At 63.5% G+C, this 15,053-nt stretch carries 12 protein-coding genes and 1 pseudogene; 6 read left to right on the top strand and 7 right to left on the bottom strand.

From position 1 onward, the window contains the following. Position 1: 1 nt before the first annotated feature. The 4 genes from mutL to REH34_RS13600 are packed head-to-tail and all read right to left on the bottom strand — an operon-like array spanning position 2 to position 4,684. A complete protein-coding gene (gene mutL / locus REH34_RS13585) occupies positions 2-1,927 on the bottom strand; it encodes a DNA mismatch repair endonuclease MutL (RefSeq protein ID WP_311971896.1) in 1,926 nt (641 codons plus the stop codon). Beyond that, entirely contained in the window at positions 1,924-3,348 is a 1,425-nt protein-coding gene (locus REH34_RS13590) for an N-acetylmuramoyl-L-alanine amidase (RefSeq protein ID WP_226505660.1), read from the bottom strand. The genes mutL and REH34_RS13590 overlap by 4 nt, the downstream gene beginning before the upstream one ends. Before the next feature lie 5 nt (positions 3,349-3,353). Then, a complete protein-coding gene (tsaE, locus tag REH34_RS13595; protein ID WP_226505541.1) occupies positions 3,354-3,824 on the bottom strand; it encodes a tRNA (adenosine(37)-N6)-threonylcarbamoyltransferase complex ATPase subunit type 1 TsaE in 471 nt (156 codons plus the stop codon). Then, positions 3,812-4,684, bottom strand: coding sequence for an NAD(P)H-hydrate dehydratase (locus REH34_RS13600; RefSeq protein WP_311971898.1), 873 nt, complete (start codon positions 4,682-4,684; stop codon positions 3,812-3,814). The genes tsaE and REH34_RS13600 overlap by 13 nt, the downstream gene beginning before the upstream one ends. Before the next feature lie 66 nt (positions 4,685-4,750). On the opposite strand from REH34_RS13600, the gene queG reads away from it, so the two are divergent. Further along, entirely contained in the window at positions 4,751-5,827 is a 1,077-nt protein-coding gene (gene queG / locus REH34_RS13605) for a tRNA epoxyqueuosine(34) reductase QueG (protein WP_226505539.1), read from the top strand. Positions 5,828-5,929: 102 nt separating this feature from the next. On the opposite strand, the gene orn is transcribed toward queG, so the two are convergent. Beyond that, entirely contained in the window at positions 5,930-6,472 is a 543-nt protein-coding gene (orn, locus tag REH34_RS13610; protein WP_311971899.1) for an oligoribonuclease, read from the bottom strand. Positions 6,473-6,631: 159 nt separating this feature from the next. On the opposite strand from orn, the gene rsgA reads away from it, so the two are divergent. Further along, positions 6,632-7,663, top strand: a complete 1,032-nt coding sequence (gene rsgA, locus REH34_RS13615) for a small ribosomal subunit biogenesis GTPase RsgA (protein WP_226505537.1) — start codon at positions 6,632-6,634, stop codon at positions 7,661-7,663. A 101-nt stretch (positions 7,664-7,764) separates the two neighbouring features. On the opposite strand, the gene motB is transcribed toward rsgA, so the two are convergent. Beyond that, positions 7,765-8,772 carry a flagellar motor protein MotB gene (motB, locus tag REH34_RS13620; RefSeq protein WP_311971900.1) on the bottom strand — a complete coding sequence of 336 codons (1,008 nt, stop codon included), beginning with the start codon at positions 8,770-8,772 and terminating at the stop codon, positions 7,765-7,767. 3 nt (positions 8,773-8,775) lie between these two features. Continuing rightward, positions 8,776-9,627, bottom strand: a complete 852-nt coding sequence (motA, locus tag REH34_RS13625; RefSeq protein ID WP_226505535.1) for a flagellar motor stator protein MotA — start codon at positions 9,625-9,627, stop codon at positions 8,776-8,778. A 148-nt stretch (positions 9,628-9,775) separates the two neighbouring features. On the opposite strand from motA, the pseudogene REH34_RS13630 reads away from it, so the two are divergent. The 4 genes and pseudogenes from REH34_RS13630 (at position 9,776) to REH34_RS13645 (ending at position 15,018) form a co-directional block, all read left to right on the top strand. After that, positions 9,776-11,297: pseudogene (locus REH34_RS13630) on the top strand (HDOD domain-containing protein). 45 nt (positions 11,298-11,342) lie between these two features. Then, on the top strand, positions 11,343-12,158 hold the full coding sequence (locus REH34_RS13635; RefSeq protein WP_226505533.1) for a rhodanese-like domain-containing protein: 816 nt from the start codon (positions 11,343-11,345) through the stop codon (positions 12,156-12,158). Between the two features lie 3 nt (positions 12,159-12,161). After that, positions 12,162-13,031 (top strand): archaetidylserine decarboxylase, encoded by an 870-nt coding sequence (asd, locus tag REH34_RS13640; protein ID WP_311972094.1) that lies wholly within the window; start codon positions 12,162-12,164, stop codon positions 13,029-13,031. 208 nt (positions 13,032-13,239) lie between these two features. Further along, on the top strand, positions 13,240-15,018 hold the full coding sequence (locus tag REH34_RS13645; RefSeq protein WP_311971901.1) for a molecular chaperone: 1,779 nt from the start codon (positions 13,240-13,242) through the stop codon (positions 15,016-15,018). The last annotated feature ends 35 nt before the right edge of the window (positions 15,019-15,053 follow it).

Genomic DNA, 15,053 nt, shown 5'->3' on the forward strand with positions numbered 1-15,053 from the left:
CTCAGCGCCCCCGCAGGAACAGCTTGTCGAGGTCGTCCAAGCCCATCTGCGTCCAGGTCGGTCGACCGTGGTTGCACTGGCCGCTGCGCTCGGTGATTTCCATATCGCGCAGCAGGCCGTTCATTTCTGGGATGGCCAGGCGCCGGTTGGCGCGGATCGCGCCGTGGCAGGCCATGGTGCCGAGCAACTCGTTCAGATGCGCCTGGATACGATCGCTGGTGCCGTACTCCATCAGGTCGGCGAGCACGTCATGCACCAGGCGATTGGCCTCGGCCTGCTTGAGCAGCGCCGGAATCTGCCGGATGGCCAATGTTTCCGGGCCCAGACGCTGCAGCTCGAAGCCCAGGCGCTGGAACCAGCTGGCGTGCTCTTCGGCGCAATCGGCCTCGCGCTGGCTGACCGCAATGGATTCGGGCACCAGCAGGGGCTGGCCACTCAGGCCTTCGCTGGCCATGGCGATTTTCAGGCGCTCGTACATGATGCGCTCGTGGGCCGCGTGCATGTCCACCAGCACCAGGCCCTGCGCGTTTTCGGCAAGGATATAGATGCCCTTCAGTTGCGCCAGGGCGTAGCCCAATGGCGGAATGTCACCATCGCTGGTCGGCAGTGCGGGGGCGCCTTCAGCACCTGGTAGCGGTTTGAAGAACTCGCGATAGGCCGCCTGGGCTTCCGCGACCGGCAAAGCAGCCGAGGGCCGTGGCACGTACTGATTGCCGTAGCCACCGGACCCGGATCCGGAACCGCTGCCACCGTAATTACCCTGCAGGCCCGCGCCGTAGGTCGGCGCCGAGGCCGTAGGCTCGAGCAGATTGGCCGCCAGACGCATCTCGCCTTGCGGACCGAATTCACCGGCATCGAGCCCGGTCGCCCGCGCCGCCTCAGGCGTGGCAGACGCTGCTGGCAAGTGATCTTCCGGTCGCACATCGGCCAAGGAGCGGTGCAAGGTGCCGTACAGGAAGTCGTGCACGCTGCGGCCATCACGAAAACGCACTTCGTGCTTGGTCGGGTGCACATTGACGTCGACTGCCGTCGGATCGACCTCCAGAAACAGCACGAACGTTGGGTGACGACCGTTGAACAGCACGTCGCGATAGGCCTGGCGCACCGCATGCGCCACCAGCTTGTCGCGCACCGCCCGGCCGTTGACGAAAAAGTACTGCAAGTCAGCCTGGCTACGGGAAAAGGTCGGCAGCCCGACCCAGCCCCACAGGTGCAAGCCGTTGCGTTCGACTTCAATCGGCAGCGCCTGCTCCAGGAACGCCGGGCCGCACACCGCAGCGACGCGACGAGCACGGGCGGTGTCGTCGTGGGCGTCATGCAGGCTGAGCACGGTCTTGCCGTTGTGGCGCAGATGGAAGCCGACATCGAAGCGGGCCAGCGCCAGACGCTTGATCACTTCCTGCAGGTGATCGAACTCGGTTTTTTCGGTCTTGAGAAACTTGCGCCGCGCGGGCGTGTTGAAGAACAGGTCGCGCACTTCCACCGAAGTGCCCACCGGGTGCGCGGCGGGCTGGACTCGCGGAGCCATGTCGCGACCTTCGGTCTCCACCTGCCAAGCCTGCTCGGCATCCTGAGTGCGCGAGGTCAGGGTCAGGCGCGCCACCGAACTGATCGATGCCAGCGCCTCGCCGCGAAAGCCCAGGCTCATCACCCGCTCCAGGTCATCCAGGTCGCGGATCTTGCTGGTAGCGTGGCGGGCCAGGGCCAGCGGCAGGTCATCGCTGGAGATACCGCCGCCATCGTCACGCACCCGCAGCAGCTTGACGCCACCTTGCTCGACGTCGATATCGATACGCCGGGCGCCTGAGTCGAGGCTGTTTTCCAGCAGTTCCTTGATCACCGAGGCCGGGCGCTCGACCACCTCGCCAGCAGCGATTTGGTTGGCAAGGCGCGGGCTGAGCAGCTCGATACGGGCGGTAGTATTCATTGGGACGCCAAGGCTGCACTGGGGATGGTCAAGGTCTGGCCGATTTTCAGCTCGTCGCTCTTCAAATTATTGGTGCCGCGCAGGCTGGCCACCGGGACCTCGTAGCGCGCGGCGATCATCGGCAGGGTTTCCCCGGCGCGCACCACGTGCTCGCTGGCCGAGCGCGCCGCCAGCTTGCCGCTGTCTCGCAGCCAGGCGATGTAGGTGCCCGGCGGCGGATTCTGCTGGAAGAACTGCTGCACGCCGGCACGGATCGAACGGGCCAAGGCCTGCTGATGCTGCGCCGATTGCAACTTGCTGGCCTCGTTGGCGTTGGAAATAAAGCCGGTCTCGACCAGAATCGACGGGATATCCGGAGATTTGAGCACCATGAACCCGGCCTGCTCGACCCGCGCCTTGTGCAACGGTGTGACGCGCCCGACGCTGCTGAGCACTTTTTGCCCCACGTTGAGGCTGGAGCTCAGCGACGCGGTCATCGACAGATCGAGCAACACGCCCGCAAGCATGCGGTCCTTGTCGTCGAGGCTGACGTTGCCGGCACCGCCGATCAGGTCGGAACGGTTTTCGCTGTCCGCCAGCCAGCGCGCGGTTTCGGAAGTCGCGCCGCGATCGGACAAGGCAAACACCGAGGCACCGAAGGCCTGGGAGGAAGGCGCCGCATCGGCGTGGATAGAGATGAACAGGTCGGCGCCCTTCTTGCGGGCGATCTCGGTACGGCCGCGCAACGGAATGAAATAATCGCCGGTGCGGGTCAATTCGGCGCGGAAGCCCTTGTCCTGATTGATCTGGCGCTGCAATTCGCGAGCGATGCCCAGCACGATGTCTTTCTCATGCTGGCCGCGCGAGCCGGAAGCGCCTGGGTCTTCACCGCCGTGGCCGGCATCGATGACCACGACGATATCGCGTTTACCGTTGGGTACCGGCTCCAGCTTGATGCTCGGCTGGGCGGGCGAGACCGGCACCGCCGGCGTCGTGGCGACCGGTGGCGATGGCGGCGCAGGCTCGGCGTCCTGAGGCGAATCATAGAGATCCACCACCAGGCGGTTGCCGTATTGCTGGTTGGGGGGCAGGACGAAGCTCTTGGGCGTCACCGCCTTTTTCAGGTCGATGACCACCCGCAGATCGGTTGGCGTCCGTTGCGCCGAGCGCATCGAAGTGATGGGGGTGTTGGCCATCGGTACGTTCAGCGGGCCGCCCAACGTTGCACCATTGATGTCGATGACCAGGCGATCGGGCGCCGCCAGGGTGAAGACGCTGTGCTCCACAGGCCCCGACAAGTCGAATACCAGCCGGGTGTTATCCGGGGCCCGCCACAACCGCACGCTCTTGACCTGCGAAGCGGCCAATGCATTGACCGCCACCACCGTCATTAATACTCCAACGGCCGCGACCCAAGCGCGCATGCGCATACCTTTCCCCATCATGATCAAGTAATTTCCTGTGCCAGAACGGCACACCACGCAGTGCCGCGGTCAGTCTGCGGCGCTATATGCAGCGAGCGTCCTGCCGCTGCCGGGCTTATGGTAATGGTCAGGTCCGGCTTTGGCAAAAAGCCTGCACCCTTCTGGGGCCACTCGATGAGGCACAGGGCATCGCCATCGAAATAATCGCGGATCCCCAAAAACTCGAGTTCCTCTGGGTCGACCAGCCGATAGAGGTCGAAGTGGAACGCTCGCACAGCGCCGATTTCATAGGGTTCCACCAAAGTGAAGGTCGGGCTCTTGACCGCGCCCACATGCCCCAGACCGCGAATCAGACCGCGCGACAGCGTAGTCTTGCCAGCGCCCAGATCGCCTTCGAGAAAAATAGTCCCAACCCCTAGAGTCAACGCTGCCAGGCGTTTACCAAAGGCCTCCATCGCTTCTTCGCCCTGCAGATACAGCGTTACTTCTGGCACGGCGCATGCTCCTCGAGCAACTGACGAATGGCTGGGATCAGATCGCTGGCCGCCAGGCCGCGGCCATGCTGGCCTTGCTGCTCGCCAGCGCGGGCATGCAGCCAGACGCCCAGGCAGGCCGCCTCGAACGGCGCCATGCCCTGTGCCAGCAACGCCGCGATCAGGCCGGTGAGGACATCGCCCAGGCCAGCGGTGGCCATCGCCCCATGACCGTGATCGCATTGCGCCAGCCGTCCGTCCGGCGAGGCGATCAAGCTGCCGCTGCCCTTGAGCACCGCCACCGCCGCGTATTTTTTCGCCAAGGCATGCGCCGCCGCCGGGCGATCCGCCTGGATCTGCTTGATCGATACATCCAGCAAACGCGCCGCCTCGCCAGGATGCGGCGTGATTACCGCACCGGCGGGCAAGGTCACGGCACCGCTCGCCAAGCGATTGAGCGCGTCGGCATCCCACACCTGCGGTTTGTCGGAGCAGGCCGCCATCGACAGCAGGCTGTGCCCCCAACTGCCCTGCCCCAGCCCAGGCCCGACGGCCAGCACGGTGGCCTGCTCGACCATGTTCAGCAACTGGTTGGCCGAACTGACACCTGCGGTCATGACTTCCGGCAAGCGCACCAGCGCCGCCGCGACGTGCTCCGGACGAGTGGCCAGCGATACCATGCCGGCACCGCTGCGCAGCGCGCATTCGGCGCTCAACAGGCTGGCGCCGCCGGTGCCGTGATCGCCACCGATGACCAGCACGCGGCCGAACTGGCCTTTATGACTGTCGGGCTCGCGCGGCGTCAACACAGGTGTGGTGAGGGCGGTGAGCAGCACGGGAGGGTGCGATACGTCGGGGAGTGAGTCGTCGGGCAGCAGCATGCTTTAACCTTCGGGAGCAATGTCTGGCAGAATTATACGCACCTCAGCCCTGGTTGCCTCCCTCGCATGTCTAGCAATGCCGCCGATCTTTATGCCCTGGCCGACTCCATCAAGGAGTGGGGCCGCGAACTGGGCTTCCAGCAGGTCGGCATCGCCGGGCTGGACCTTGGCGAGCATGAACACCACCTGCAGCGCTGGCTCGACGCCGGCTACCATGGCGAAATGGACTACATGGGCGCCCACGGCACCAAGCGCTCGCACCCCGAGGAGTTGGTGCCGGGGACGTTGCGGGTGGTGTCGCTGCGCATGGACTACCTGCCCGGCGATACGCGCATGGCCCAGCAGTTGGCACAGCCCGACAAAGCCTACGTGTCGCGCTACGCCTTGGGCCGTGACTACCACAAGCTGATCCGCAAACGCGTTCAGCAACTGGCCGAACGCATCCAGGCAGCGATCGGGCCGTTTGGCTATCGCGCCTTCGTCGACAGCGCCCCGGTGCTCGAAAAAGCCATCGCCGAACAGGCGGGGCTGGGCTGGATCGGCAAGAACACCCTGGTACTCAATCGCAAGGCTGGCAGCTACTTCTTCCTCGCCGAGCTGTTCGTCGACATGCCCCTGCCGATCGACCCGCCGCACACCACCGAACATTGCGGGCGTTGTACCGCCTGTCTGGATGTCTGCCCGACTGCGGCGTTCGTCGGCCCTTACGTGCTGGACGCGCGGCGTTGTATCTCGTACCTGACCATCGAGCTGAAAAGCGCGATACCCGTGGAATTGCGCGCGCTGATCGGCAATCGGGTATTCGGCTGTGATGACTGCCAGATGGTCTGCCCGTGGAATCGCTTTGCCCGGCCCACCGGAGAAACGGACTTCAGCCCTCGGCACAATCTCGACAATGCCGACCTGGCCCAGTTGTTTTTGTGGGACGAAGCGCACTTTTTGAGCAGCACCGAGGGTTCGCCCCTGCGCCGCGCTGGCTATGAACGCTGGCTGCGCAATCTTGCAGTGGGATTGGGCAACGCGCCGTCGACCATACCCGTGCTGGAAGCCCTGCAAGCGCGCCGCGAGCATCCTTCGGCGCTGGTGCGCGAGCATGTGGAGTGGGCGTTGGCGCAACATGCGCAGCGGGCGCAGGCATCTTGATCGATGCGAAAATCGGCCCTTGCGATACTCGCAAAGGGCCGATCTTTTTAAGCTAACGGCTAACGGCTAACGGCTTACTGCTTATCCAAAGAGCCCCAAGGATCAAAACTTGATGAAATGCTTGCGGTAGTGCTGCAACTCGGCGATCGACTCGCGGATGTCGTCCAGCGCCAGGTGGGTGCTGCCCTTCTGGAAGCTGTCCTTGACCTCCAGCGCCCAGCGCGCGGCCAGCTCCTTGAGGGTCGAGACGTCAAGGTTGCGGTAGTGGAAGTAGTTTTCCAGCCCGCGCATGTGGCGATACAGGAAGCGGCGGTCCTGGCAGATGCTGTTGCCGCAGATCGGCGACTTGCCCTTGGGCACCCACTGCTCCAGGAAGGCGATGGTCTGCGCCTCGGCCTCGGCCATGCTGATGGTGCTCTCGCGGACACGCTGGGTCAGGCCCGAACCGCCGTGCTGGCGGGTGTTCCACTCGTCCATGCCGGCGAGGATCTCGTCGCTCTGATGAATGGCGATCACTGGGCCTTCGGCCAGGGTGTTCAGGTCGCTGTCGGTGACGATGGTGGCCATTTCGATGATGACGTCGTGGTCGGGATCGAGGCCGGTCATTTCCAGGTCGATCCAGATGAGGTTCTGCGGGTTTTGCATGGGTAAGGCTCCTCGGCGTAGCTGCGCAGTTTAGCCTAGCCGGGCGTGCTAAACTCGCCGCCGTTTCGATCATTACTGCGGTTTTGTCACTGCATGCATGCAGTGACGCGCTGCGTCGATTCGTTTTCAACCTCAAATTGCTCTTCACGTGGAAGTCCCATGGCCAAACGCCAGTTAAACCGCCGCCAGAACTGGCGCATCGAAAAAGTCCAGGGTGAGCGCGCCGCGCGTGCGGCCAAACGCGAACTACACACACTGGAGACGCTGGAAGGCGGCGAGCTGGGACCTGAGCAAATCGGCCTGGTGATCGCGCACTTCGGCGTTCAGGTCGAGGTGGAGGCGCGTGAAGGCGAACTGGCCGGCCAGGTATTCCGCTGCCACTTGCGGGCCAACCTGCCTGCGCTGGTGACCGGCGACCAGGTGGTCTGGCGCGCAGGCAACCAAGGCATCGGCGTGATCGTCGCGCAACTGCCGCGCAACACCGAGCTGTGCCGGCCCGACAGCCGCGGCCAGTTGAAACCGGTAGCGGCCAACGTCGACCTGATCGTGATCGTCTTCGCGCCGATGCCCGAGCCCCACGCCAATCTCATCGACCGCTATCTGGTGGCCGCCGAGCACGCTGGCATTCACCCGCTGCTGCTGCTGAACAAGGCCGACCTGATCGACGAGCAGAACGCGCCAGCGCTCAACGCATTATTGGCGGTGTATCGACAGTTGGGTTATCCGTTGCTGGAAGTGTCGGCGCACCACGGCGACGGTATGCAGCAACTGCAAGCCCGCCTGGATGGGCACATCAGCGTGTTCGTCGGGCAATCGGGGGTGGGCAAGTCGTCGCTGGTCAACAGCCTGCTGCCGGAAGTGCAGACCCGCGTCGGGCCGCTGTCGGAACTGTCCGGTCAGGGCACCCATACCACGACCACGGCGCGGTTGTTTCACTTCCCCGGCGGCGGCGAGCTGATCGACTCACCGGGTATTCGCGAATTCGGCCTGGGCCATGTCAGCCGTGCCGATGTCGAGGCAGGGTTCATCGAGTTCGCCGACCTGCTCGGTACCTGCCGCTTCCGCGACTGCAAGCACGATCGTGAACCCGGCTGTGCGCTGCTCATGGCCTTGGACGATGGTCGTGTGCAGCAACAGCGAATGAACAGTTATCGCTCGATCATCGCCAGTTTGCCGCAGGATTCTTACTGATCGGGATCGGTGCTGGCCGGACCGACCCTTCGCGGCCAGAGCCCGCTCCCAGACTGTGGAAGCGGGGTCTGCCTGCGAAGGCGCTGGCAAGATCACCCCGGTTAAGGCGAAGTGCCCTTCAGCGGCCCGTTATCGAAGATATTGACCTTCTGCCGTACCTGGTTCGGCTGCACGGGCGGGCCCGGCTCGATCGAGGCGCCTGGCTGGCCCGGAGCTGCCGGCGTTGCAGGCGCCGCATCCTTGCCGTCATCCGGCGACTGCTCGCCTTCGATGGCCTTCTCGGCCTTCTTGGTCAGCACCACGATGTCGATACGACGGTTGATCGGGCTTAGCGGGTTCTTGCGATCGAACAGCGACGACGAAGCAAAACCTACCACTCGCGCCACCTGATTGTCAGGATAGCTACCCGCTACCAGTGCGCGCCGTGCGGCGTTGGCACGGTTGGCCGACAACTCCCAGTTACCCATGCCGTTGACGTTGTTGTAAGCGGTGGCATCGGTATGACCGCTGATGCTGATCTTGTTCGGCACCGCCTTGATGGTGTCGGCCATGGCCAGCAGGATGTCTTCGAAATATGGCTTGAGGCGCGCACTGCCAAGGTCGAACATCGGCCGGTTGTCGGCGTCGTTGATCTGGATGCGCAACCCTTCCTGGGTGATCTCGAACAGGATCTGGTCCTTGAACTTGGCCAGTTGCGGGTTCTCGTCGACCTTGGTCTGCAACTCCTGCAGCAACAGTTCGAGGCGCTGCTTCTCGACCGCTTCGTCGTTCTTGCTGATGTTGTCCTGGGTGTCGTTTTTCTGGGTTTCGGGCTTGGCCGGCGACACTTCCTGCTCCGGATTGAGCGTCGCGTCCGGAGCCAGCTGCGGCGAACCGCCGAGGTCGATCACATAGGGCGAGCCGCTCTCGGTAAAGCCGATCGGGTCCTTGAAATAACCGGCAATGGCGATCTTCTGTTCCGGCGTGGCGTTGGACAACAGCCACAGCACCAGGAAGAACGCCATCATTGCCGTGGCGAAGTCGGCGAAGGCGATTTTCCAGGCGCCCCCGTGGTGTCCGCCACCGAAGCGCTTGACGCGCTTGATGATTATGGGCTGGTTATTTTCCATGGATCAGCGACCGCGGACCGCTTGCTCCAGCTCGGCAAAGCTGGGGCGGTGGGCTGGATACAGGACTTTACGACCGAATTCCACGGCCAGCGACGGCGGCATCCCGGAGGCCGAAGCCACCAGAGAAGCCTTGATCGATTCGTAAACGTTGACCTCTTCCTTGGCATCATGGGCCAGGCACTGGGCCAGCGGGCCGAAGAAACCATAAGCCGCCAGAATACCGAGGAAAGTACCGACCAGTGCCGCCCCCACGTGGCCACCGATCGCAGCTTTGTCACCGTCACCCAGCGAGGCCATGGTCACCACGATACCCAGTACCGCCGCGACGATACCGAAGCCCGGCAAGCCATCGGAAATGCCTGTCACGGCATGGGAAGGGTGTTCGAGCTCTTCCTTCATGCTGAGGATTTCCATGTCGAACAGACCTTCGAGCTCGTGGGGTGCCATGTTGCCGGACGACATGATGCGCAGGTAATCGCAGATGAACGCCGTCATGCGCTCATCTTTGAGGATGGTCGGGTACTTGGCGAAAATCGGGCTGGCCGAAGCGTCTTCGATGTCCGCTTCGATGGCCATCATGCCTTCACGACGACTCTTGTTCAGAATCTCGTAGATCAGGCTGAGGATTTCCAGGTAAAAGGCATGGGTGAACCGTGAGCCGAACATCTTCAGGGCTTTCTTGAAGACGTGCATGGTCATGTAGCCCGGGTTGGACTGCAGGAATGCGCCCAGCGCCGCGCCGCCGATGATCAGGACCTCGAAGGGCTGGATCAACGCTGCGATCTGACCGTGGGACAGCACGTAACCGCCTAGCACACTAGCGATTACGACGATGATGCCGATAATTTTAGCCATAGGTTAGCAAACACTTACGAAGTCGTGGACGGGGCTGGGCATAAGCAATTTAGTTCAGATGCCCTACTTATCGGCAGAGGTGCGTCAGACTATAGTTAGTCGACATGAAAAACCAGTTTGCCCCCTCCCGCTTGCCAGTGAAGTGCCCATGCCACCGCAGACACCCCGTACGCTACAAGCCTGGATCAAGCTGCTCAACAGCATTCGCCTGCCCGTAGCGCGCCTCGCCCACGAGCGGGTCAGCAGTGCGATCAACGACAGCAACCGCTCCCTGCGCGAGATCTCCGAGCGCATGCAGGATAGCCCGGCGCTGGTCCTGAGCGTGATCCGCGAGGCCAACATGGCGGTCAGCAACGAGCTGGTGGAGCCCGCCGAGAGCCTGGAAATCGCCATCAATCGCCTGGGCCTCAAGCGCACCGGCGAGCTGCTGCGGTCATTGCCGGCCGTTGAAGCGGACGACCTTCCGGTGGCGCTGCGCCAGTTGCAAATGATCAGTCTGCACGCCAGCCAGCAGGCCAATGGCCTGTTCGCCGCACGGCTGGCGCGCCTGTGGCAAGAGATCCACTGGGGCAGCCTGCTGTTTCTCTCGCCGCTGTGGCCATTGGCAATCAGCCATCCCAAGCTGCTGGAGGAGTGGGAATTGCGGGTTATCCACAAGCGCGAACCGGTCGCCAAGGTCGAGCTCGAGCTGTTCGGCATCCGCCTGCTGGAGCTTTGCCAGGCCATGGCCGAACTGTGGCGCCTGCCGCTGTGGATCATTCAGGGCTATCGCCTGTTGCAGAACGAACGGCGGCAACTGGTGCGGGTCATGCACATCGCGCGGCATCGCGAGCTGGGGCTGCAGCAACAGCAGGAGCTCGACAGCGATCCGGAACTGCGGCGCTGGCTCAATCAGCCCGGCCAATACGGTGTTGCTGGCCAACGGCCTGGCGCTGTCGGCGCAGCAAGCCTGGGACAGCCCCCACAACACGCGCTGGCAGTACCTGACCTGCCTGTACCTGCAAATGCCCTTGGGCGATCTGCAGCAACAGGTGCACCAGCAAGCGGTGCTCAGTGCGCAAAATCATGCCGGCCCCGGGATCTGGCACCCGGCCACCGCGCTGCTCTGGCCGTGGGATCAACGCCGGGAGCATAAAGGCATGGTCGCCGCAGCGGCGCCCAGTGCCCATGACCTCAAGCGCTGGAGCAAATTCTGTACCGAGCTGCTGGCGGAACCGAGCCGCTTCAACAACGCCATGGAACTGACCAACTGGGCGCGAGATGCCCTGGTGGCGAGCGGCATGAGCCGCATCATGATGCTGATGACCGACAAGGGCATGACCCAGTTGCGCGTACACCAGATCGCCGGTCTGCCGGAGCCGTCGGCGCAACTGACCCTCAACATCGACCACAGCACGCTGCTGCAACACCTGACACGCCAGGCCGGGCAGATCCGTATCACCCTGGAGAACCACGACCAGTACTGGTCCAAGCTGCCCGCCAGCCTGCGCACCTTGTTCCGCGGCGACAACCTGCTGGCTCGGTCGCTGGTGAGCAATGGCCGCGTGGTCATGATCCTGCTGGCCGATCAGGGCGGCGGGCCGTTTTCCGAGATCACCGTGCAAGCCTTCGGTAAAACCGCGCAATGTATCGAGCGCGCCCTGACCACCTTTAGCAACCGCAGCCGATGATGCTTGCGTTACAATTGCGGCTTTCCTTCGACGTGGTGATTTCGCATGTCTGATTTTTCCGGCTTGCCTCTGGTCATCGAGCCCTCCGAGCTGCAGGCGCGCCTGGACGCGCCAGGCCTGATCCTGGTCGACCTGTCCAGCGCCGCACGCTACCAGGCCGGTCACATCGCGGGCGCCCATTTCGTCGACCCCAAGCGCACTCAGCTGGGGCAAGCGCCGGCGCCCGGCCTGCTGCCCACTCAGGCGTCGCTCGAAGCGCTGTTCGGCGAGCTCGGCCACAATGCCGACGCCACCTACGTGGTCTACGACGACGAGGGCGGTGGCTGGGCCGGCCGATTCATCTGGCTGCTCGATGTCATCGGCCACAAGCACTATCACTATCTCAACGGTGGCATGCTGGCCTGGGAAGCAGAGCAGTTGCCATTGTCCAGCATGACCCCGACCGCCGTCGGCGGCCCCGTTGCACTGACCTTCGACGATACCCCCACGGCGACTCGTGAATACCTGCAAAGCCGCCTGGGCACGGACGACCTGGCCATCTGGGATGCCCGCGGCCCGCTGGAGTACTCCGGCGCCAAGGTCCTTGCGGCCAAGGCCGGGCACATTCCCGGCGCCATCAATTATGAATGGACCGCCGGCATGGACAAGGAGCGTTCGCTGCGCATTCGCCAGGATATCGCTACCGTGCTCACCAGCCTGGGCATCACTGCCGACAAAGAAATCATCACCCACTGCCAGACCCACCACCGCTCGGGCTTTACCTATCTGGTCGCCAAGCACCTGGGTTACCCGCGCGTCAAAGGCTATGCCGGATCATGGGGCGAATGGGGCAACCACCCCGACACCCCGGTTGAAGTTTAAGGAATATCCATGAAATCTCGCTTGTTCATCATCAGCCAGTACTTGCTGCCCCATCATCTGCTGTCGCGCCTGGCGGGTTGCGTCGCCGAATGCCGTGCCCCCTGGTTCAAGAATGCCTTCACCCAGTGGTTCGCCAAGCGCTATCAGGTCAACATGTCCGAAGCGCTGGTCGAGGACGTGACTGCCTATGAAAACTTCAACGCCTTCTTCACCCGCGCGCTGAAGCCCGACGCGCGCCCGCTGGACCCGACACCCGAGGCCATCCTCTGCCCCGCCGACGGCGCCATCAGTCAACTGGGCCCCATCGAACACGGGCGCATCTTCCAGGCCAAGGGCCACAGCTTCAGCGTGCTCGAACTACTGGGCGGCGATCAGGCCAATGCCGCGCCGTTCATGGGCGGGGAATTCGCCACCGTTTATCTGTCGCCCAAGGATTACCACCGCGTGCACATGCCGCTGGCCGGGACCCTGCGCGAAATGGTCTATGTGCCAGGGCGGATCTTCTCGGTCAACCAGACCACGGCCGAAAACGTCCCCGAGCTGTTTGCCCGCAACGAGCGCGTCGTCTGCCTGTTCGACACCGAACGCGGCCCCATGGCCGTGGTGCTGGTGGGCGCGATGATCGTTGCCTCGGTAGAGACGGTATGGGCCGGGCTGGTCACGCCGCCCAAGCGCGAGCTGAAGACGGTCCGCTACGACGAGGCCGCCCGGGCACCCATTCATCTGGAAAAGGGCGCTGAACTGGGCCGTTTCAAGCTGGGCTCGACCGCCATCGTGCTGTTTGGCCCCGAACAGGTAAAATGGGCGCATTCCCTCACGGCCGGTTCGCCGGTACGGATGGGCCAAGGCTTGGCGTCGCCTGCCAGGTCATGAGTACGCAACAGGTCCTGCGCCGAGGCCAGGGCTTGAGGAACGAAACAATCGCACGGGCCTCGAATTGCCCTGTAGCATCAGTGATCCGACGATGGACTCGCAATGCTGCTAGAGTCCGTGCCAGAGGCCAGTTGATCGAGTGCAAGACTCCCGTTCATCCGGGCCGCTATTTGCACGTGGAGCTGCAATCAATACCAGGAATTGAGTGATGTCACGCCCCAGCCCCCACCTGTTGTTGCGCGCACCGACGCCATCGCAGTTGAGCCTGAGCTTCTGCGAGGCGAACCCGCGCGAGCTCAAACGCTGGATTGCCGCGCTTCCGAAAGCCAATATCGGGGAAATGGCGCGGCAGCTGTATCAAGGCATGGCTGAACTCAACCAACTGGTCACCCCCAGCGAGAACCGCCTGCAACTGCTCGAACTGCTGCGCCCCGAGGTCTATTACGTCTGCAAGCACCTGGAGCGGCACTTCCTCAATCAGGCGATCGTCCTCGACGAACGTGCGCGCAAGGTCGCCAATCTGTGCCAGGCCCTGCAAAACCAGCTGGCCATCGGCTACAAGCAGATCATCGTCGATATCGTGCCCAAACTCGGCAAGGATCGCCTGCAACTCCTCGCCATGGCAATCCAGCGAGCACTGCATTGCCTCAACGGCCCGCTGGTTCGCGCCAGCCTCCTGTATTGTCCCGTCCCTGAAGGCCTTTGGCTCGAACTGCACCAGCTGTACCAGATAGCCCGCGAACACAAGGTGCAAAACACCTTGGTGGTGGACGAACTGGCGCTGGCCACACGCAGCATGACCCCCGAGCAGACCTACGCCTGCGCCTTGCTGCTGGGCAGTTCGCGTTGCAACCAGATGCGCCAGAGCGCCATTTCCAAGCTGGCCGAGGCCTTGGAGGCCTGGAGCGCACTGGTCAAGATCCAGCCCGCCAGCGAGCCTTCGAGCCTGTTCGCCATCGCGCCCGGCGTCGACGGACCACCCCGCTACAAGACCCTGTTCACCGATGAACAAGTGGTCAATCTGCCCGGTCTGGACCCGCAACCTCTGGCCGAAGCGATCAAGACCTACCTGGAGCTGCCCGTTGAACAACGGGGTCAATCCAGGCTGATGATGCCCAACGGTATCAGCAGCGATTTGTTGCAACTGGTGGCTGCAGCCTGGGGCGACGTCGCCGAGCGCACGTTTCAGCGCACCCCTGGCCAAGGCACCTTGACCCTGTGCGTCGGCATGAGCTCGCTGCATTACCACTTGGGCGGCGAGCGCTCGTTCAGCGACATCCTGCGCCGCCCGGCCGGTCGCGCGGCGGAGTTCGGTGCGGTGACGACGCCGGATACCTGGGGCCACGCATTCGATGCCGAAAAGATGAACTCGGGCTTCGAAGAGATCCAGTACAGCCAGCCAGGCGCTGCCGGCGAGAGCGTCAACAGTGCCAGCACCACCGAGGATTATCCGACCTACGTGCTGCAGATCGTCAACCACAGCCCGGGCGGCTATTGCCTGGCCTGGCTCAAGGACGTACCGGCGCAATTGCAGGCCGGCGAGATGGTCGGCATTCAGGACGCGCCCTCCCAGGGCTGGAGTATCGCCGTGGTGCGCTGGGTGCGCCAGGTGCGCAGCGGCGGCACGCAGATGGGCATCGAACTCGTCGCCCCCAATGCCCAGCCGTGCGGCCTGCAACTGGTGCGCACCAACGAGCCCAACAGCCAGTATCTGCGCGGATTGCTGCTGCCGGAAATCCGCGCCATCGATATCCCGGCCACCTTGCTGGCACCGCGCCTGCCCTTTCAGGAAGGCAACAAGGTGGTGATCAATACCAACGGCGACGAAAGCCGCGCCGGTCTTGGCAAACGCGTGGCCAGCACCGGCAGTTTCAACCAGTTCGAATACCGCGCGCTCGAGCAGCCGGCCGATCCAGGCAAAGCGCCTGGAGCAGCGGGCGGCGTGGCGCCGGAAGATGATTTTGATTCGCTGTGGAAAGACCTGTAGCGAAAGGGTGCGCGTCCGGCGCCGATGAGGCGTGT

Origin of the sequence: Pseudomonas baltica (genome assembly GCF_031880315.1) — a bacterium.
In the GTDB taxonomy this organism is placed as follows: domain Bacteria; phylum Pseudomonadota; class Gammaproteobacteria; order Pseudomonadales; family Pseudomonadaceae; genus Aquipseudomonas.